We start from the raw sequence: 17,730 nt of genomic DNA on the forward strand, positions 1-17,730 counted from the left end.
CCGACCGCAGAGGAGAGATGATGCACTTCGACGAGCTCGTGGCGTTGCGGCGCGACTTCCACCGGTACGCCGAACCGGCGTTCCTGGAGATCCGCACCTCCAGCATCGTCGTGTCGCGCCTGCGCGAACTGGGCCTGGAGCCGCTGACCGGGCAGCAGGCGATGCGCGCTGAGACCGTCGTGGACTACCCCACCGCGCAGCAGCGCGAGCTGTTCGGCGAGCGCGCGGTGCGCACCGGTGCGGACGCCGAGAACGTCGCGCGCGCAATCGAGTCCGGCACCGCCGTGATCGCCGAGGTGCGCGGCAACCGCCCGGGTCCCACCTGGGGGCTGCGCTTCGACATGGACGCCCTGCCGCTGGCCGAGTCGGACAGCCCGGAGCACGCCCCTGCTGCGAACGGCTTCCGCTGCGACTACGGAGCGATGCACGCCTGCGCGCACGACGGCCACACCGCGATCGGCCTCGGCCTGGCCAGCCGGCTGGTCGCCGACGACGACTTCGCGGGAACCGCGCGGTTCCTCTTCCAGCCGGCCGAAGAAGGCGGGCGCGGCGCGGCGTCGATGCTCGCCGCAGGCGCGGTCGAAGGGGTGGACCGGTTCGTCGCCGTGCACCTCGGCCTGGACGAACCGGCGGGCAGGGTCAGCGGCGGCATCCAGGGCCTGCTGGCCACCACCAAGATGCGCGCCACCTTCACCGGCACCGCGGCGCACGCCGCCGGCGCCCCGGAGCAGGGCGCGAACGCGCTGGTCACCGCGGCGAGCGCACTGCTCAACGTGATGGCGCTACCGCGCTACTCCACCGCGGACACCCGCATCAACGTGGGCACGCTGCACGGCGGCGACAACGTCAACATCGTGCCCTCCTGGGCGCGGATGACCCTGGAGGCCCGTTCCACGGACTCCGAGGTCAGCGCTTCGCTGACCGAGCGCATCAAGGCCGCTCTGCGCGGCTCCGGCGAAATGCACGGAGTCGCCGTCGAGGTGGTGGAGACCGGCGGTTCGGCCACGATGGACTGCGACGCGGAACTGGTCGACGCGATCAACGCCATCGCCGCGGAACTCCCGGAAGCCACCACCGCCGACGGCTTCAAGCAGATGGGCGGCAGCGACGACGCGAGCCTGTTCGCCCGCGAAGTCCAGCGCAACGGCGGCATCGCCACCTACATGACGGTCGGCGGCGGCAACACCGCACCCCACCACAACCCCCTCTTCGACATCGACGAGCGCTCGATACCAGTCGCCCTCGACACCCTCGAACACCTCATCCGCCGCTGACGAGCCCCGGTGAAGGGCACCTTTCAGCAACATACTTGCCTAAAGGTGCCCTTCACCGGTTCACCGGATGAGCTGGTGGCGCAGGGTTTCGCAGGCCCACCGCTCCCAGCGTTCGGGGGTCCACGCCCGATCTCGCACCAGCAGCAGGTAGAGCTCCGGGCTGAGCAGGGCGAACAGGACGTCGGCCGCTTCGGGGGCGGACAGGTCCGGCCGTGCTCCGGGCTTGGCGACCAGGGACTCCGCCGCCTCCGCGTGGACCGTGTAGCGCGGGTTCTCGCCCTTCGGCCACAGGTCGACCACTTCCGGGTCCACTGCCGCTGCTACGCGCAGCACTTCGACGATCTCCGCCACCCGTTGCAGGACTTGGCGTGTGCCCGCGACGTGGGCGCGGAGGTGGGCCTCCGCGGTCTCGGCCTCCAGCGCGTCGCGGAACCACGGGCGGTCCATCGTCGCGACCGGCTCGTCGTCGCCCGCGATCGCGGTGTCCACGACCTCCTTCAGCAGGTTCCGCTTGTTGCGGAAGGTGAAGTAGATGGTCTGCACCGCCACTCCGGCCCGGTCGGCGATGTCCTGCAGCGGCGTCGCGCCGTAGCCGCGCTCCACGAACAGCTCGCCCGCCGCGCGCAGCATCCGCGCACGTGTCTGCCTGGCCTTCTCGGCCCGTTTGTTGACCGGACTCATGAGCGGAGTCTATAACTGGAGTTGAACACTAGAGAGCGACTCTAGTGAAATTCGGGAGGGAGTCCCGTGACCAACATCCAGCAGGCCGAGGCCTGGAACGGCTGGGAAGGCCAGCTCTGGGCGTCGCGGCCGGAGCGCTACGACGGAATGCTCGACGACTTCAACGCACCGCTGTTCGCCGCCGCCGGCATCGGCGCAGATCATCGGGTCCTCGACGTCGGCTGCGGCCCGGGGAGCACCACCCGGCTGGCGGCAGGCCGGGCCAAGAGCGCCGTGGGCGTCGACATCTCCGCCGCGATGGTGGCGCGCGCCCGCGCCGATGCGGCCGACCTCGACAACATCGAGTTCGTGCAGGCCGACGCCCAGGTCCACCCGTTCCCGGAGGCCGGTTTCGACGTGGTCATCAGCCGCGGTGGGGTGATGTTCTTCGCCGACCTGGTCGCGGCCTTCGCCAACATCCGCCGCGCGCTGCGCCCCGGCGGCCGACTGGCGTTCATCAGCCCGACCGCACCCGATCCCGCTGGCAACTACGCCCGCGCGACCAGCGCCCTGGCCGAGTTCATGACCCGGCCGTCCCCGGCGTCGAGCGGCATGATGTCCCTGGCCACGCCGGACCGCATCGACGAAGTGCTCGACGCGGCCGGATTCCGGGACATCGCGGTGGAGAAGGTGCGGGCCACCGAGAACCTGGGCCGCAACGCCGCCGACGCGGCGGACTTCATCTGCTCGCTGGCACCGGTCCAGTTCAACCTGCGCGACGTCGATACGTCCACTGTGGACCGCCTTCGCGGCGAGCTGGCCACCGGTCTCCAGCCGCACGAAACGCCGCAGGGCGTGCAGGTGAGCGGAACCGTCTGGCTGACCAGCGCAATCCGGTGAGCGGCGAAGGAGCGCGGCGGTGAAGGGCACCTTTTAGCAACATACTTGCCTAAGGGTGCCCTTCACCGCTCGTCCGATCAGCGCGGGTAGGTGAAGACCTGGCCGGTTGCCGAGACCACCTCCGGGAGGATGTCCTCGGTGGGCCGCCGGTCGCCCGCCGAGAAGGTGAACACCGAGAACGCCTTGGCCTCCGGGTGCCCTCGGTGCCGGTCGCCGGTGCCTCCCGAATCGCTGGTCTCGAAGGAGAGCCAACCGCTGGCACCTGCCACCGCGTTAGCGCCCTTCATCTGCAGGAACTGCTCGGCCACGGAGTTCGCCGTGACTAGTGCACCTGCCTCCGGACCGCTCGCCGCGCGCCGGGCTCCCGTGATCGCCACCGCCATCGCGTCGTAGGACGTGATGGCCATGCCGTCCCCCGCGTTGCGGTCGTCCGGGAAGGTCTTGCCGTAGTTGGCGTCGAAATAGCGCACTGCGCCCGCATCGAACGCCTCGGGTTTGACGCGCCAGGCGAGCGGGCTGGACAGGTGGGTGTACTCCAGCGACGTGTTGGGTGCCAGGCTCTTGCGCACCTCCTCGACACCGGCGATCTCCACCACGCTGTCCAGCGTGAGCACCCGCAGCTCCAGGTCCTCGCACGGTCGGCCCTGCAACGCCTCCATCAGCAGCGTCAGATCGTGGTAGCGGCCGGAGAAGAAGATCGCGTCCGGTCTGGAGATGCAGATGTTGCGCACCATCGACGGGAACGTGTTCGCGGTGCCGCGACTGGAGTCGTAGTTCTCCGTGGGGGTCAGCTGCCGACCGTTCTCGGGGTACTCGGAGTTGAACGCCTTGGCCAGGTCATCGGCGAGGAGGTCCGACTGGTTGATGTCCTGCACCAGCATCGCGCGCTGGGTGTCCTGCAACCGCTGCACGATCGCCTTGATCTGATCGGAGTTCGACGGGGCCACGCGCATCAAGCCGATGAACTCGCCCCGCTTCTCCGCTTCGGTGAACGAGTCAGCGGTGATGGTGGCCCCGACCATCGGGATGCCGTGCTCGGCGAGTTCACCGATCGCCGCCGCGGTCGTGTCGTGGCTCTGCCCGAGACCGGCGACCGCCACCAGCCGCTCGGTCTCCTGGGCCTCGACTATTTGCCGCACCACCGGCTCCCAGTGCTCCGCCCTGCTCCCGGGGTTGGCCGGGAGCAGGCGGATGAGCGGTAGGCTCCCGTCCACTTCACGGGTGCTGTTGGCCCGCAACTGCGCGAGATGTGCGCCCTGCAACGAGTTCTTGGTCGACACCGCGGTCACCGTGTCGGTCTCGGCGGCCAACGTCATCGGCGCGAAGTAGGCGATGCTGACGTACGGATCACCGGTCTGAAGCACCCGGTCGTTCTCGGCCTTGATCTTCTCCATGACGCTGCGCAGGCGATCGTCCTCTTCGTCGAACGAGTAGGAACCGTCGGTCATGCCGACGCACTCGCCGCCCTCGACGCGGACGATGCCGTCAGCGCAACGCCCCGACCGCCACATCACGTACGCGGTCGCCCCGGCCACCAGCGCCACCACGCACGCCACGGCGAGCACCTTCAGCCGGTGCTTCCGCCACCACGACCGATCCACGTAGTTCGCCACCGAATGCCTCCAGGTCAGGCGTACTTCTCGCTCTCGCCGAAAAACACCACGAAACCCGCGCGGGCCTGCCGCGCCAGCTGTTCGAACTCGCTGCGAGCGATGCCGCGCAACGTGCGCCCCGGATCGCCGAGCGGATCCGACATCAGCCACTTCGCCGCCACCAGCCGCGCGAGGTCCGCATCCGCCGACGGCACCAACCGCGCCAGTTCCTCGACCTGCTCCCGGGGTTCCCGGTCGGTGCGCAACCGGTTGGGCGCGGCGGTGATCAGCTCCAGCCGCGCCAGCCACGGCGCCACGTCGGTCTCCGTCTCGATCTGCTCGAACTGCCGCTGGAGGTGCGCCACCACCGCGCCCAGGTCTCCCAGCGCCATCGCGTGGTACAGCGCCAGCGGGGTGTTGCCGTTCTCCTTGTGGTGCTGCCGGTGCCGGTCGTGCACGACGACCCAGCGCTCCTCGTGATCGTCGGGACGCCCGGCCAGTTCGTGCAGCAGCAGGCGGCGCAGCCAGGGGTGCAGCGCGATCCGGTTCTCCCCGTCGAGCACCGACCACAGCCGCTTGCGGATCTCGTGCAGCACATCCGCGTCGTCGTCGCGACCGGGCCGGACCTGCGCCCTGGTCGCCAGCTCCAGGTTCGGCGCCGCCGACAGGCTGACCAGGACTTCCCGCTGCACGGGATCGAAGTCCTGGAGCAGGTAGTCGCGCGCCCGCTCGGCGAACGAGATCTCGTCGGCACCGCGGTGTTCCAGGAACGCCCGCATCGCCGGGCCCGGGGCCTGCTCGCCGAGCACGGAGCGGATCTCCCGCGTCCCCCACGGGTGGCCGCGGGTCAGCCCGTGCACGAACGGTGCCGTGCCACCGCCGAACCGGCCGACTTCGACCGCCTCGGCGGGCGTCAGATCGCGCAGTTCGACCGGGTACCACCACGAATTCGGCCCGAGGTCGATCTCCCGGTGCCGCGCCCAGTCGTCGAGACCGGCCTGCTCCGGGGTCCGCGCGCTGCCCTGCGGTCCCCACTTCGGCCGCCACTGCCTGCTGGTGGCGACCACCACCAGCGGATCGGGGTCCTGCCGGTGCCGCTGGCGGATGTCGAGCAGCAGGTCGAGCAGCCGCACACCACCGGCCGAGTCGGCGTTGTCCAGCAGCGCCACGCAGTTGGCCTTGCGCCGCCCGGCAGCTCGCCCCCGGTAGGCCTCCCGCAGGTCGGCGAGGAACGCCGCGCAGAACACCTCGTCCATCACATCGTCGTCGGCGACCCCGATGTCGACCAGCACGTCCTGCAGGTTCGGCGAGCGCTGCGGAGTGGCATCGCGGAGTTTGGCCGCCCGGCGCAGCCAGTTCCGCCAGCGCAGCGCCTCGACGCCGTGCAGCAGGGTGCTGGCGGCCAGCGACGACCACCACGGAATCACCCCGGCCTGCGCGGCCTTGTCAGCGACGTCGCTGACGACGCTGTACGTGCGCGCGGAGAACTCCGCATCGGACGCCAGCGCCTGGCGCACCTGAGCCCGCGCCTTCTCCCGGTTCTCCGGGTTCAGCTCCGCGCCTTCCACCAGCGTGCACAACCACAGCTGGCGGAACTGGATGCGCGGCTGGCCCTCGAACTTGCGGCTGAGGTTGAAGGCCAGCTGGGTGATGATCGCCCGGGGCGGCTTGGCGAGCCGCTCCAGGTCGGAATGCCCGTAGGGCACCCGGTCCCGGCACCGCTCCAGGATGTCGGCCAGCGCCGCGGTCTTCCCGCTCCCCCGCGGCCCGGTCAGCACGACGACGGGCAGCTCAGACCCCCGGTCCGCCGCCGCTTCCCGCCGCACGCACGAGCCGACGAGGTCCTCGACCACTCCAGAACGCCCGGCTAAACCGTCACCACCAGCCATCCGGCCCACCCACCCCCGTGATCAAGCCAGCGGGTAACTGTCCCGTCACCCACGGTCGCAAGTCAAGCGAAAAACGAAAATCCGCCCACGCCGCCGCTCTGATGACATTCCGCCCGAACCGGTTGATCACCGAGTTCTACGAGACTGAGTCGTACCGGTCTATCCTGCCCTCGGAGCAGTCCTGCCCGTACCCGTGGTCAGGTATCCGCCGATCGTGGTGCCACGTGCAGAGGGGAACGGATGCACACCGCTGAGTTGAGCGATCTGACCGTTCACGTCGACACGGGCCGGTGGAGCGAAACCGTCCTGGACTCGGTGAACCTCGTGGTGCCGGCGGGCCGGATCACCGCGCTGCTCGGTGAATCCGGGTGCGGCAAGTCCATGGTCGCCGCCGCGCTCACGGGGCAGCTTCCCCCAGCTGCGCGCAGCACCGGGGACGTGCGCATCAACGGCGCGGTCGTGCGAGATCAGCGGCAGTGGCGGAAGCTCCGCGCCGGAACCATCGGACTGGTGCCGCAATCCGGGGTCGCAGCGTTCGCAGCGGAGCGCACCGTCGGCGCGCAGCTGCGCGAGCTTCAACGGCTGCATCGCGGTCGGAGCGTCGAAGATGCCTGCGAGGCCGCGCTGTACCCGTCCGAGGTGCTCGATCTGCATCCGCACCAGCACTCCAGCGGGCAGATCCAGCGGGCCGCGCTGGCCGCGGCCTTGCTGCCGGGCCCCGAACTGCTCGTCGTGGACGAGCCCAGCGCTTCCCTCGACACGGCCACTGCCCACCGGGTGTGGGCGACTCTGCGCGCCTACGCCGATACCGGTGCTGCCGTGCTGGCCATCACCCACGACGTCGCACTGCTGACCGAAACCGGCGTCGCCGAGTTGATGGTGTTCATGCGCGATGGCCGCACCATCGCCGCCGGACCACCAGCCGAGATGCATGCCCTCGAAGTTCCCTACGTGCAGGGCTTCTTCCATCCGCTCGGCCAGTCCTGCAGATCGTGCGTCGCACGGACGATGGCGTGACCGAGGCGCTCACCGATCCGAGCCAGGAGCAGCCCGTCCCGCCCCGCACACCTCCGGTTCGCGCGTAACCCCGGGAGGTTCTGATCGTTGATCTCCCCGATGTGCTGGGAGGTCATCATGCGGCGCTGCTGGTTGGCTCTGTTGCTCGCTCTCGCCACCTTTTTCGGCGGCGTGACCGGCGTGAACACCGCGTTCGCGCAGGCCGGGTGGACTGCTCGCGGGGAGGAGCACCCCGGGGTCGCCACCGAGACCGACGTCGCCATTCCGATGTCCGACGGGACCGTGCTGCGCGGGGACGTCCAGCGGCCGGCCGATGCCGGCGGGAATCCGGTGGAGGGCCGGTTTCCCGTGCTGGTGACCATCACCGCCTACAACAAGGCCGTGCTGTACCGGGCCGGGGCCGGCGTGATGGGCGATCCCAGCTACTTCGTCAAGCGCGGGTACGTGCAGGTCAACGTCGATGCTCGGGGTACCGGCAGTTCCGGTGGTTCGTGGGCCGCGTTCAGCGCGCGGGAGAACGCCGATGCCGGGGAGGTCGTCGAGTGGGCCTCCTCCGCCGAACGGCCGTGGAGCAGCGGTTCGGTCGGCATGCACGGCCCTTCGTACATGGGGATCAGCCAGCTCAACGCCGCCGCGAGCCGGCCTGCCGGGCTCAAGGCCATCTTCCCGCAGGTCCCGGCCGCCGACACCTATCGCGATGTGGTCGCCTCCGGTGGTGCGCTCGACGTCGGGTTCATCCCGCTGTGGCTGGGGCTGGTCACCGGGACCGGGCTGATCCCGCCCGCCTACGGGCCCGCCGAGCCGGACAACGCGCTGCAGATGTACCTCTCGCGGGTGCAGGGCGCCACCGGGTTCACCGCGCCGCTGCTGCTTTCAGCGACGCTGGGGCTGGATTCGGCTTTCGACGGGCCGTTCTACGCCGAGCGCTCGCCGATCAACGTGGTCGACCGGATCGAGGTGCCGACCTTCCTCGTCGGCGGCGAGTACGACCTGTTCCAGCGCGGCACTCCGATGCTGTTCGACCGGCTCCGCGAACGCGGCGTGCCCACCAAGATGATCTTCGGGCCGTGGGACCACCTGCAGGCCAGCACCGGCGAGGGCGTCGAGGAAGCCGGGCACGGTTCGCTGCAGGAGCTCCAGCTGCGCTGGTTCGACCACCACGTGCGCGGCCTGCCCGACCCGGCGCTGGATTCGGACATCCCGCCGCTGACCTGGCACGAGATCGGCTCCGGCCAGTGGCACCGAGCGCAGGACTGGATCGACGAGCAACGCGCCACCACCTTCGAGCTCTCCGGCACTTCGCTCCCCGGCGCTCCGGGCGGGCTGGTCGCCGACGGCGCCGGGCCCGGACGCAGCACCGTCGCTCCGGTCCCGGTCTCCGGGCTGTGCACGCGGTCGGCCAACCAGTGGACCGCGGGGCTGCCCAACGCCGCCGGGCTCGGGAAGCTGTGCGAGGACAACCGCTGGAACGACCTGTCCGGCGCGGTTTTCGAGACCGAACCCGTGCTGGAGCCGCTCCGGATGCGCGGCCCCATCAACGCACGCCTGAACGTCTCGACGCCGACCGGCAACGGGATGCTGTCGGTCTCGGTGTCGTCGGTGTCCCCGACCGGTGAGGTCGACCGCCTCACCGGCGGCTGGCAGGTCCTGTCGCACCGGGCGCTGGACGAGTCCCGCTCCCGCTACCTCGACGGACAGCTGATCCAGCCGTACCACCCGTTCACCGAGGACGCCCAGAACCTGCTGAAACCGGGCGAGATCGCACCGGTCGACGTCGAGGTCTTCCCCACCGGCGCGGTCATCCCGCCCGGCCACAAGCTGCGCATCGCCGTCCAGGCCTACGACGTCCCGCACCTGCTCCCGACCCTGCGCGACCTGCCTGCGGCCCTGCCCCCGCTGACCATCCACACCTCGCCGGAACAGCCGTCGCTGCTCACCCTGCCGACGATCCCCGCGAGGTGACCCAGTTCTCGACGACCTCGGCCAGCACGGTCATCGGCAGCGCGGCGCCGAGCGCGCGCTCCGCACCGGCTCGCAGGCGCTGGATCTCCAGGCGCCCCATCATGTACGACAGCGCCTGGCCGGGCCACTCGACGTAGCGGTCCACCTCGACGTCGGCGTCCACTTCGGACAGCAGCGTGTGCGAGAGCGTGAAGTCGACCGCCTGACGGCGGGTGCAGCCCCGCGCGTGCAGTCCCGTGTCGACCACCAGCCTGGCCGTACTGGTCGTTGTTTCCCCCGATGTGCTCCGAACGTCACCCCTGCTTGCGGCGGACGTAGATGCGCTTGCCCTCCGGGCCGGTCCACTCCATGCGCACCACACCGGCCACCGCGGCGTCGTCCTTCCGCGACGGGTCGGCCCAGTAGCCGGCGACCGGGTTCCGGAAGAACGTCGCCCACAGCTGGCCGTCGGCGTCCACGAAGAGGTTGTTGTGACCGGCTCCGACGCCGGCGGTCCAGCGCTTCGAGTACGGTCCCTCGAACTTGTCCGCCACCGCGATGATCGCGTCGTACTGGTACCGCTCGCCCTCGGGCGTGTAGGCGTGCCGCTGGCTGCCGTCGGGATTCTTGGACGTCTTGTTCCAGGCAGCGTGCATCAGGTAGTACTTGCCCTCGTACTTGATGACGTTCGCGCCTTCGAGGTACGGCTCGGGCGAGTACGCCGCCTGCTCGAACCGCGGGAGCTTCGTCTTCTGGACGATGTCCTCCATGTCGTCCTGGAATTCGGCGTGCAGGTGGTTGTGCAGCACCAGCCAGGCCTTGTCGCCTTCGGTGTAGAGGCCGCCGTCGATGTGGTAGTAGACCTTCGGGTCGATCCACTCCGGCCCGCCGGGCGCCAGGTCGCCGAACGGCTTGTCCAGGTTGCCCTTGACGACCCGGTACGGGCCCTCGACGCCGCCCTCGCTCTTGAGCATGAACGAGCCGACCTTCTTGGAGTGGTCGCCCATGCACGCGACGATGTACCAGGCGCCGCGGAAGTAGTGCACCTCCGGCGCCCACGCGTTGCCGCGCTTGTCGCCCTTGTCGTCGCGCCAGTACTCCTGCCACGGGGCGACGACGGTGCGCCCGGGCTCGTTCTCACCGACGAACTCCGGCGACCAGACCTTGCCCTTCTCCGCGTCGGGCCGGACGCCGGTCGTGTCCACCAGCCTCCACGGCCCGTCCATGGAGTCGGCGACCCAGACGAAGATGCCGTCGTTCCACGGTGCCGGGCCCTTGAGACCGGCCGCGTTGGTGGTGCCGGTGGCGACGTAGCGCGGCTTGCCGTCGACGACGAAGCAGTTGACGTAGGTGTCCCGGATCCAGACCCGGCCGAGTTCCTGGTCGCGCGGACGGAGTTCGAGTTCGAGAACGCGGGAGTTGTCGTTGCGCGGCCACAGGTCCTCGCGGACGTCCGCGGCACCGTAGGGCTCCACGCCCGGCCAGTTCGGCGGGTACTCCTGCTGCGGGGAAAGCTCTTTCGCCCACGTGACGGCGGGCAGTGCGGCCGCCAGTCCGATGGTGCTCGCGGTACCCAGCAGCAGGGTCCGTCGGTTCAGGTTCGGGCCGGGCATCGACATTCTCCTCGCTGTGCTCCGCCAGATCGCGATTCGGGCCGGTGCGCCGCACCAGCCCGGTGATCGACACTACGCAGCTCCCACCGGGCCGACCTCGACCGAGCGGCGCGCGCCGGGGGAAAGGACCCGTTCGTACTCGCGGTCCTGCCCGATCGCCCTGCCGGCGATCCCGCGAACAGGTGAGGGAGTTCTCGCAACGACCTGCTACTCCGTGGTACGTTGTACTGGTACTCGGTGTTACGCAGTACTGAGAGGGCCGGGAGGAGGTGGCGATGGACCACCTGACGGAGATGCTGAAGGGCACGCTGGAGGGTTGCGTGCTCGAGATCATCAGCAGCGAGGAGACCTACGGGTACGCCATCACGCATCGGCTGAACGAACTCGGTTTCGCCGACGTCGTCGAGGGGACCGTTTACACCATCTTGCTGCGGCTGGAGAAGAACGGACTCGTCCAGGTCACGAAACGGCCGTCGGAGAAGGGGCCGCCGCGCAAGTTCTACGCGCTCAACGACGCGGGGCGCGCGGAGCTCGCGGCGTTCTGGGCGAAGTGGGAGTACCTCTCATCGCGGATCGACACGCTCAAAGGGGGCGGGAGATGAACTTCTGGGAGACGGTCACGGGAAGTGACCTGACCAGGGAGTGGAAGGCGTTCGAAGCCCGGGCCGAGGCGTTGCCCGCCGACTACCGGGCGGCGTGGGCGGAGATCAAGGAGCACCTTTCGCCCTACTCGGACTTCACGGGCCGCAACCTGACGCCGATTCTCGATGGCGCCCTGGGGCTGCTGGAGGAGACGGCGTCGGACGGGCAGAGCGTTCACGAGGTGCTGGGCGAGGACATCAAGGGCTTCTGCGCGGCGCTGGCCGGTGGAGAGCGGAGCCGGGACTACCGCGACCGGTGGCGCGAGCAGTTGAACCGGAACGTCGCGAGGAAACTGAACCGGCTGGGAGGCTGACGTGGGCATCCAGGACATCATCGAGGGCAAGAAGCAGTGGCGGGCGCACGTGGCGCGGGTCAAGACGCTCCCGCCGGACTACCAGATCGTCTACAAGGAGATGCAGAAGTACCTGTTCAAGGTCGGGCCGGTCGACCTGCCCGAAGGCCCCCTGCTCCCGGAGATCGTCGACTTCTTCGAGGAGGGCGTCGCGGCGGGCAAGGGAGTCCTGGAACTCATCGGCGACGACGTCGCGGCCTTCTGCGACGGCCTGATCAAGGACTCCCCCACCTACGCCGAGATCTACCAGCAGTCCATCAGCGGAAAGCCCCGGTCATGACCGGGCTCTCCGCCCGTCCCGCATCACGCCGACTTTGAGACGATCGGGTCGAACCGCGCACGAACGGGAGGAGAAGGCATGCAGATCGGGGAGCTCTCCGAGCGCACGGGAGCCAGCCGGCGGTCGATCCGCTACTACGAGCAGCACGGTCTGCTGGAGTCGCACCGCACCGGCAAGGGGTGGCGCGTCTACGACGAGCCCGCCGTGCACCGCGTGCTCAACGTGCGCGAACTGCTCGGCGCCGGGCTGACGGTGGACGACATCCGGAAGGTGGCGCCCTGCCTGGACATGAAGACCGCGGACTTCCTCGCCTGCCGGAACAGTCCTGACGAGGTGCTGGCGATGTACGAGGGCCGGCTGGCCGCGGTGGAGGCGAAGGCCGCCGAGCTGGCCCGGTACCGGGCCGAGCTGGTCGAGCGCATCGCGACGCTGCGCGCCGGGCGACCGGACGAGGACCTCGGCGAGGTGCTGCGCGACGCCGAGGCGGAATCCGCGGCTTGACCCTGACACCGGTGTCAGTACTTAGCGTGCGGTTCCATGAGTGCTGTCACCGCAAGCAAGCCCGCTCTCCCGAGCTGGCTGTACGTGCTTTTCCTCGCCCTGCTGGCCACGGCCACCGATGAGTTCATCATCGCCGGGGTGCTGCAGGCCATCGCCGACGACCTCCGGGTGAGCGTCGCCGCGGCCGGGCAGCTGGTGACCGTGTTCGCCGTCGTGTACGCGGTGGGGGCGCCGACGCTCGCAGTGGTGTGCGAGCGGTTCCCGCGCCGCGCGGTCGTGGTCGGCGGGCTCGGGGTCTTCGCGGTGGCGAACGCGGCCGCCGCGATCGCGCCCGGCTACTGGTGGCTGATGGCCGCCAGGGTCGCTGCCGCGCTGGCCGCCGCGGTGATCGCCTCGGCCGCCTTCGCCACCGCTGGGGCCGGGGCGCCGCCGCAGCAGCAGGGTCGTTACCTGGCGGTGGTCACGGCAGGGATGACCGCAGCGCTGTTCACCGGTGTGCCGCTCGGCACCTGGCTGGGCGGGGCGATGGGCTGGCGGGCCACGTTCTGGCTGATCGCCGCGGTGGGCGCCATCGCGATGGCGGGTGTGTTCGGCACCGCGCCGAAGGTGTCCGGCGGGGAGGCCGCCCCGCTGCGCGAACGCCTCGCACCGCTGCGCGATCCCGGTGTGCTGCGGCTCGTGCTGGTCACGTTCCTCGCCGCCAGCGGCGGGCTGATGTTCTACACCTACCTGGCCGCCTACACCCGCGAGGTCGCCGGGGATTCCGCCACCGCACTGCCGTTCCTGCTCTTCGTGGTCGGAGTGGCCGGGCTGGTCGGTGCGCTGCTCGCAGGCCGGGTCACCGATTCCTGGGGCCCGCACCGGAGCCTGCGGACCGTGATCGGCGGGCACGCCATCGCCCTGGCTCTCGCCGCGTTCCTGGCGTTCAGCGGTGTGGGCGGCATCGTCCCGCTGGCCGCGGTGATCGCTTTCTGGGCCGTCTTCGCCTGGGGCCTGACACCGCCGGTGCAGGGCAGCATCCTGCTGGCCGCCGGTCCGAGCGCGGGGATGACCGCGCTCGCGCTGAACATCTCCGGGCTCTACCTGGGCACCGGCGTCGCCGGGGCGCTCGGCGGAGCGGTGATCAGCACCGTCGGCGTCCCGCACCTCCCCTTGGCCGCCGCCCTCCTGATGGCGCTGTCCTTCGCCCTCGCCTGGGCTCCCGCACCCGCCCGGATCGCCACGCCCGCGTGAGCGCGGCTGACGCGGTTCGGCCCTGCCCGGATCGCCGGGCAGGGCCGAATCGCGGTCACTCCTTGAGCTCGCAGAGGGTGGTGCCCTGGGAGACCGAGTCGCCCGGCTGGGCCGACAGGCCCGTGACCGTGCCCGCCTTGTGGGCCGTCACCGGGTTCTCCATCTTCATCGCTTCCAGGACCGCGATCTGCTCGCCCGCTTCGACCTGCTGGCCGTCGGTCACCGACACCTTGACGATGGTGCCCTGCATCGGCGCCGTCACCGCGTCACCGGAGACCGCCGCTGCGGCCTTGCTCGCGGAACGCTTGCGCGGCTTGGCCTTCGACGCCGGGGCGGCGCCGGAGACCGCGAGCTCGGCGGGCAGCGTCACCTCGAGGCGGCGGCCGCCGACCTCGACGGTGATGCTCTGGCGCGCCTCCGGCTCCTCCGCCTCGGCGCCACCGGTGAACGGCTCGATGGTGTTGTCGAACTCGGTCTCGATCCAGCGGGTGTGCACGGTGAAGCCGTCGGTGCCGGTGAACGCCGGGTCGCGCACGATCGCGCGGTGGAACGGCAGAACGGTGGCCATGCCCTCCACCACCATCTCGTCGAGGACGCGGCGCGAGCGCTCCAGCGCCTGCTGCCGGTCCGCGCCGGTCACGATCACCTTGGCCAGCAGCGAGTCGAACTGCCCGCCGATCACGCTGCCGGACTCCACGCCCGCGTCCACCCGCACGCCGGGGCCCTGCGGCGCGACGAAGCGGGCCACGGTGCCGGGCGCGGGCAGGAAGCCGCGGCCCGCGTCCTCGCCGTTGATGCGGAACTCGATGGAGTGGCCGCGCGGCTTCGGGTCCTCGGTGTGCTCGAGCTTCGCGCCCTCGGCGATACGGAACTGCCCGCGCACCAGGTCGATGCCGGTGGTCTCCTCCGACACCGGGTGCTCGACCTGCAGCCGGGTGTTGACCTCCAGGAACGAGATCGTCCCGTCCAGGCCGACCAGGAACTCCACGGTGCCCGCGCCGTAGTAGCCGGCCTCGGCGCAGATCGCGCGGGCCGCCTCGTGGATGGTGCGGTGCTGCTCGTCGCTGAGGAACGGCGCCGGGGCCTCCTCGACCAGCTTCTGGTGGCGGCGCTGCAGCGAGCAGTCGCGGGTGCCGACCACGACCACGTTGCCGTGCTGGTCGGCCAGCACCTGGGCCTCCACGTGCCGCGGCCGGTCCAGGTAGCGCTCCACGAAGCACTCGCCGCGCCCGAACGCGGTCTCGGCCTCGCGCACCGCCGAGGCGTAGAGCTCGGGGATCTCCTCGATGGTCCGGGCGACCTTCAGGCCGCGGCCGCCACCGCCGAAGGCGGCCTTGATGGCCACCGGCAGGCCGTGCTCCTCGGCGAAGGCGACCACCTCGTCGGCGCCGGACACCGGGTCCTTGGTGCCGGGCACCAGCGGCGCGCCCGCGCGGGTGGCGATGTGCCGGGCGGTGACCTTGTCGCCGAGGTCGCGGATCGCCTGCGGCGACGGGCCGACCCAGATCAGGCCCGCGTCCAGCACCGCCTGGGCGAAGTCGGCGTTCTCCGACAGGAACCCGTAACCGGGGTGCACCGCGTCGGCCTCGGAGCGCTTGGCCACGTCGATGATCTTGTCGATGTTCAGGTACGACTCGCCGGGGGTCGACCCGCCCAGCGCGAAGGCCTCGTCGGCCAGCCGCACGAACAGCGCGTCCGCGTCCGGCTCGGCGTACACCGCGACCGAGGCGATGCCCTCGTCCTTGCAGGCGCGGATCACCCGCACCGCGATCTCACCGCGGTTGGCGATCAGGACCTTGCTGATCGGCGTCACGTCCACAGTGGCCAACTCCTCAACTCCCGGCGCGACGCCGGACTGGCGAAAACTCTTGTCTGATCAGCCCGGCAGCGCTGAAGCGCGCCAGGCGTGCGGGCCGGGGATCAGCGGCCGCCGCCCGGCGGGGTGGCGGACCGCCGCGGCGGGGTCGCCCCACCGCGACATCGGCTCGGGCCGCGGCTCGGCCGACGCGGCCCCGGCCGCGGCCAGGCCGGTCAGCGCGGCGGTCAGCGCGGCGAGCTCGACCTCGTCGGGATCACCGCGCACGATGCGCAGCACCGGCCGCTCCGGCACCGCGTCCGCGTCGTGGCTCATTGCGCTCCTCCTCCGGCAGCGGTCACAGCGGGATGTTGCCGTGCTTCTTGGCGGGCAGGCTCTCCCGCTTGTCGCGCAGCATCCGCAGCGACCGCGCCACGTAGCCGCGGGTGAACGACGGCGGGATCACCGAGTCGACGTAGCCACGCTCGGCGGCGACGTAGGGGTTGCACAGGGTGTCCTCGTACTCCTGCTGCAACCGCGCCCGCGCCGCTTCGACGTCCTCGCCGTTGTCCGCGGCCTCGGCCAGCTGGCGCCGGTAGAGGATGTTGACCGCGCCCTGCGCGCCCATCACCGCGATCTGCGCCGTCGGCCAGGCCAGGTTGACGTCCGCGCCCAGGTGCTTGGAGCCCATCACGTCGTAGGCGCCGCCGTAGGCCTTGCGGGTGATCACGGTGACCAGCGGGACGGTCGCCTCGGCGTAGGCGTAGAGCAGCTTCGCGCCGCGGCGGATGATGCCGTTCCACTCCTGGTCGGTGCCCGGCAGGAAGCCCGGCACGTCCACGAAGGTCAGCACCGGGATGTTGAAGGCGTCGCAGGTCCGCACGAAGCGGGCGGCCTTCTCGCTGGCGTCGATGTCCAGGGTGCCCGCGAACTGGGTGGGCTGGTTGGCCACCACGCCCACCGGGCGGCCCTCGACGCGGCCGAAGCCGGTGATGATGTTCGGCGCGAACAGCGATCCGGTCTCCAGGAAGTCCTCGTCGTCGACGACGCGGGAGATGACCTGGAGCATGTCGTAGGGCTGGTTCGGCGAGTCCGGGACCAGGACGTCCAGCTCGCGGTCGACGTCGGTGATGGAGTCCGCGATCGCGCCCTCGGCGATGTCGGCGTCGAAGACCGGCGCCTCGGCGAGGTTGTTGCTCGGCAGGAACGACAGCAGTTCCTTGACGTAGCCGATCGCGTCGTCCTCGTCGGCGGCCAGGTAGTGCGCGTTGCCCGAGCGCGAGTTGTGCGTGCGGGCGCCGCCGAGGTCCTCGAAGGTGACGTCCTCACCGGTGACGGTCTTGATCACGTCCGGGCCGGTGATGAACATGTGCGAGGTCTGGTCGACCATCACGGTGAAGTCGGTGATCGCCGGCGAGTACACCGCGCCGCCCGCGCACGGGCCCATGATCAGCGAGATCTGCGGGATCACGCCGGAGGCGTGGGTGTTGCGCTTGAAGATCTCGGCGTAGAGGCCCAGCGCCGCGACGCCCTCCTGGATCCGCGCGCCGCCGGAGTCGTTGATGCCGATCAGCGGGCAGCCGGTCTTGAGCGCCAGGTCCATCACCTTGACGATCTTCTCGCCGAAGACCTCGCCCAGCGAGCCGCCGAAGACGGTGAAGTCCTGGGAGAACACGCACACCTTGCGGCCGTCGACGGTGCCGTAGCCGGTCACCACGCCGTCGCCGTAGGGGCGGTTGGCGTCCAGGCCGAAGTTGGTGGAGCGGTGCCGGGCGTGCTCGTCGAGCTCCACGAACGAGCCCGGGTCCAGCAGCAGGTCGATCCGCTCACGAGCGGTGTACTTGCCCTTGGCGTGCTGCTTGGCCACCGCGCGCTCCGAGCCGGCGTGCACCGCCTCGTCGTTGCGCCGGTACAGATCCGCCAGCTTGCCCGCGGTCGTGTGGATGTCCGGCACGTCCGCCGGCGGCTGACCGACCGGCTCCGTCGCGCTGCTCATGCAACCAACCCGTCCTCGTTACCTGCTCGACCCCAGTATCCGCGC

General features: G+C 70.5%; 16 protein-coding genes and 1 pseudogene. 9 read left to right on the forward strand and 8 right to left on the reverse strand.

The genetic code is table 11. The annotated features are described in order from the left end of the window. Nucleotides 1-20: 20 nt before the first annotated feature. On the forward strand, nucleotides 21-1,274 hold the full coding sequence (locus tag OU416_RS30720) for an amidohydrolase (protein ID WP_270930543.1): 1,254 nt from the start codon (nucleotides 21-23) through the stop codon (nucleotides 1,272-1,274). Between the two features lie 60 nt (nucleotides 1,275-1,334). Here OU416_RS30720 and OU416_RS30725 read toward each other — a convergent pair whose 3' ends face one another. Next, entirely contained in the window at nucleotides 1,335-1,955 is a 621-nt protein-coding gene (locus OU416_RS30725; protein WP_270930544.1) for a TetR/AcrR family transcriptional regulator, read from the reverse strand. Nucleotides 1,956-2,021: 66 nt separating this feature from the next. Between OU416_RS30725 and OU416_RS30730 the strand changes: the two genes are divergently transcribed. Further along, nucleotides 2,022-2,834: a class I SAM-dependent methyltransferase gene (locus OU416_RS30730; RefSeq protein ID WP_270930545.1), complete on the forward strand. Its 813-nt coding sequence runs from the start codon at nucleotides 2,022-2,024 to the stop codon at nucleotides 2,832-2,834. Nucleotides 2,835-2,911: 77 nt separating this feature from the next. Here OU416_RS30730 and OU416_RS30735 read toward each other — a convergent pair whose 3' ends face one another. Further along, the gene (locus OU416_RS30735; RefSeq protein ID WP_270930546.1) at nucleotides 2,912-4,447 is read right to left on the reverse strand and encodes an ABC transporter substrate-binding protein; all 1,536 of its coding nucleotides are present in this window, start codon (nucleotides 4,445-4,447) and stop codon (nucleotides 2,912-2,914) included. Nucleotides 4,448-4,461: 14 nt separating this feature from the next. Next, on the reverse strand, nucleotides 4,462-6,315 hold the full coding sequence (locus tag OU416_RS30740; RefSeq protein ID WP_270930547.1) for an AAA family ATPase: 1,854 nt from the start codon (nucleotides 6,313-6,315) through the stop codon (nucleotides 4,462-4,464). A 240-nt stretch (nucleotides 6,316-6,555) separates the two neighbouring features. Here OU416_RS30740 and OU416_RS30745 point away from each other — a divergent pair, with 240 nt between their 5' ends. Both OU416_RS30745 and OU416_RS30750 read left to right on the forward strand, forming a co-directional pair. After that, entirely contained in the window at nucleotides 6,556-7,332 is a 777-nt protein-coding gene (locus tag OU416_RS30745) for an ATP-binding cassette domain-containing protein (protein ID WP_270930548.1), read from the forward strand. An 87-nt stretch (nucleotides 7,333-7,419) separates the two neighbouring features. Continuing rightward, nucleotides 7,420-9,294, forward strand: coding sequence for a CocE/NonD family hydrolase (locus OU416_RS30750; RefSeq protein ID WP_270930549.1), 1,875 nt, complete (start codon nucleotides 7,420-7,422; stop codon nucleotides 9,292-9,294). On the opposite strand, the pseudogene OU416_RS30755 reads toward OU416_RS30750, so the two are convergent. Continuing rightward, nucleotides 9,266-9,547, reverse strand: a pseudogene (locus OU416_RS30755) (DUF885 family protein); the annotation flags it as partial. The gene OU416_RS30750 and the pseudogene OU416_RS30755 overlap by 29 nt on opposite strands. A 40-nt stretch (nucleotides 9,548-9,587) precedes the next feature. Further along, on the reverse strand, nucleotides 9,588-10,886 hold the full coding sequence (locus OU416_RS30760) for a family 43 glycosylhydrolase (protein ID WP_270930550.1): 1,299 nt from the start codon (nucleotides 10,884-10,886) through the stop codon (nucleotides 9,588-9,590). A 275-nt stretch (nucleotides 10,887-11,161) separates the two neighbouring features. On the opposite strand from OU416_RS30760, the gene OU416_RS30765 reads away from it, so the two are divergent. The 5 genes from OU416_RS30765 to OU416_RS30785 all read left to right on the forward strand — a co-directional run bounded on the left by OU416_RS30765 (nucleotide 11,162) and on the right by OU416_RS30785 (nucleotide 13,894). Next, the gene (locus tag OU416_RS30765; RefSeq protein ID WP_270930551.1) at nucleotides 11,162-11,488 is read left to right on the forward strand and encodes a PadR family transcriptional regulator; all 327 of its coding nucleotides are present in this window, start codon (nucleotides 11,162-11,164) and stop codon (nucleotides 11,486-11,488) included. Then, nucleotides 11,485-11,841, forward strand: a complete 357-nt coding sequence (locus OU416_RS30770; protein WP_270930552.1) for a DUF1048 domain-containing protein — start codon at nucleotides 11,485-11,487, stop codon at nucleotides 11,839-11,841. The genes OU416_RS30765 and OU416_RS30770 overlap by 4 nt, the downstream gene beginning before the upstream one ends. A gap of 1 nt (nucleotide 11,842) precedes the next feature. Further along, on the forward strand, nucleotides 11,843-12,160 hold the full coding sequence (locus tag OU416_RS30775) for a DUF1048 domain-containing protein (protein ID WP_270930553.1): 318 nt from the start codon (nucleotides 11,843-11,845) through the stop codon (nucleotides 12,158-12,160). Nucleotides 12,161-12,238: 78 nt separating this feature from the next. Further along, nucleotides 12,239-12,661, forward strand: a complete 423-nt coding sequence (locus OU416_RS30780) for a MerR family transcriptional regulator (RefSeq protein WP_270930554.1) — start codon at nucleotides 12,239-12,241, stop codon at nucleotides 12,659-12,661. 36 nt (nucleotides 12,662-12,697) lie between these two features. Continuing rightward, nucleotides 12,698-13,894, forward strand: a complete 1,197-nt coding sequence (locus OU416_RS30785) for an MFS transporter (protein ID WP_270930555.1) — start codon at nucleotides 12,698-12,700, stop codon at nucleotides 13,892-13,894. Between the two features lie 55 nt (nucleotides 13,895-13,949). Here the strand turns inward: OU416_RS30785 and OU416_RS30790 are convergent, their stop codons facing one another. Genes OU416_RS30790 through OU416_RS30800 form a run of 3 tightly spaced genes read right to left on the reverse strand, consistent with a single transcriptional unit; the run spans nucleotide 13,950 to nucleotide 17,685 of the window. Beyond that, on the reverse strand, nucleotides 13,950-15,713 hold the full coding sequence (locus tag OU416_RS30790; RefSeq protein WP_270930587.1) for an acetyl/propionyl/methylcrotonyl-CoA carboxylase subunit alpha: 1,764 nt from the start codon (nucleotides 15,711-15,713) through the stop codon (nucleotides 13,950-13,952). Between the two features lie 57 nt (nucleotides 15,714-15,770). Then, nucleotides 15,771-16,025, reverse strand: coding sequence for an acyl-CoA carboxylase epsilon subunit (locus OU416_RS30795; RefSeq protein ID WP_270930556.1), 255 nt, complete (start codon nucleotides 16,023-16,025; stop codon nucleotides 15,771-15,773). A gap of 22 nt (nucleotides 16,026-16,047) precedes the next feature. Next, nucleotides 16,048-17,685, reverse strand: a complete 1,638-nt coding sequence (locus OU416_RS30800; RefSeq protein WP_270930557.1) for an acyl-CoA carboxylase subunit beta — start codon at nucleotides 17,683-17,685, stop codon at nucleotides 16,048-16,050. Nucleotides 17,686-17,730: the final 45 nt, after the last annotated feature.

Origin of the sequence: Saccharopolyspora indica, assembly GCF_027853965.1 — a bacterium.
GTDB classification, from domain to species: Bacteria; Actinomycetota; Actinomycetes; order Mycobacteriales; family Pseudonocardiaceae; genus Saccharopolyspora; species Saccharopolyspora indica.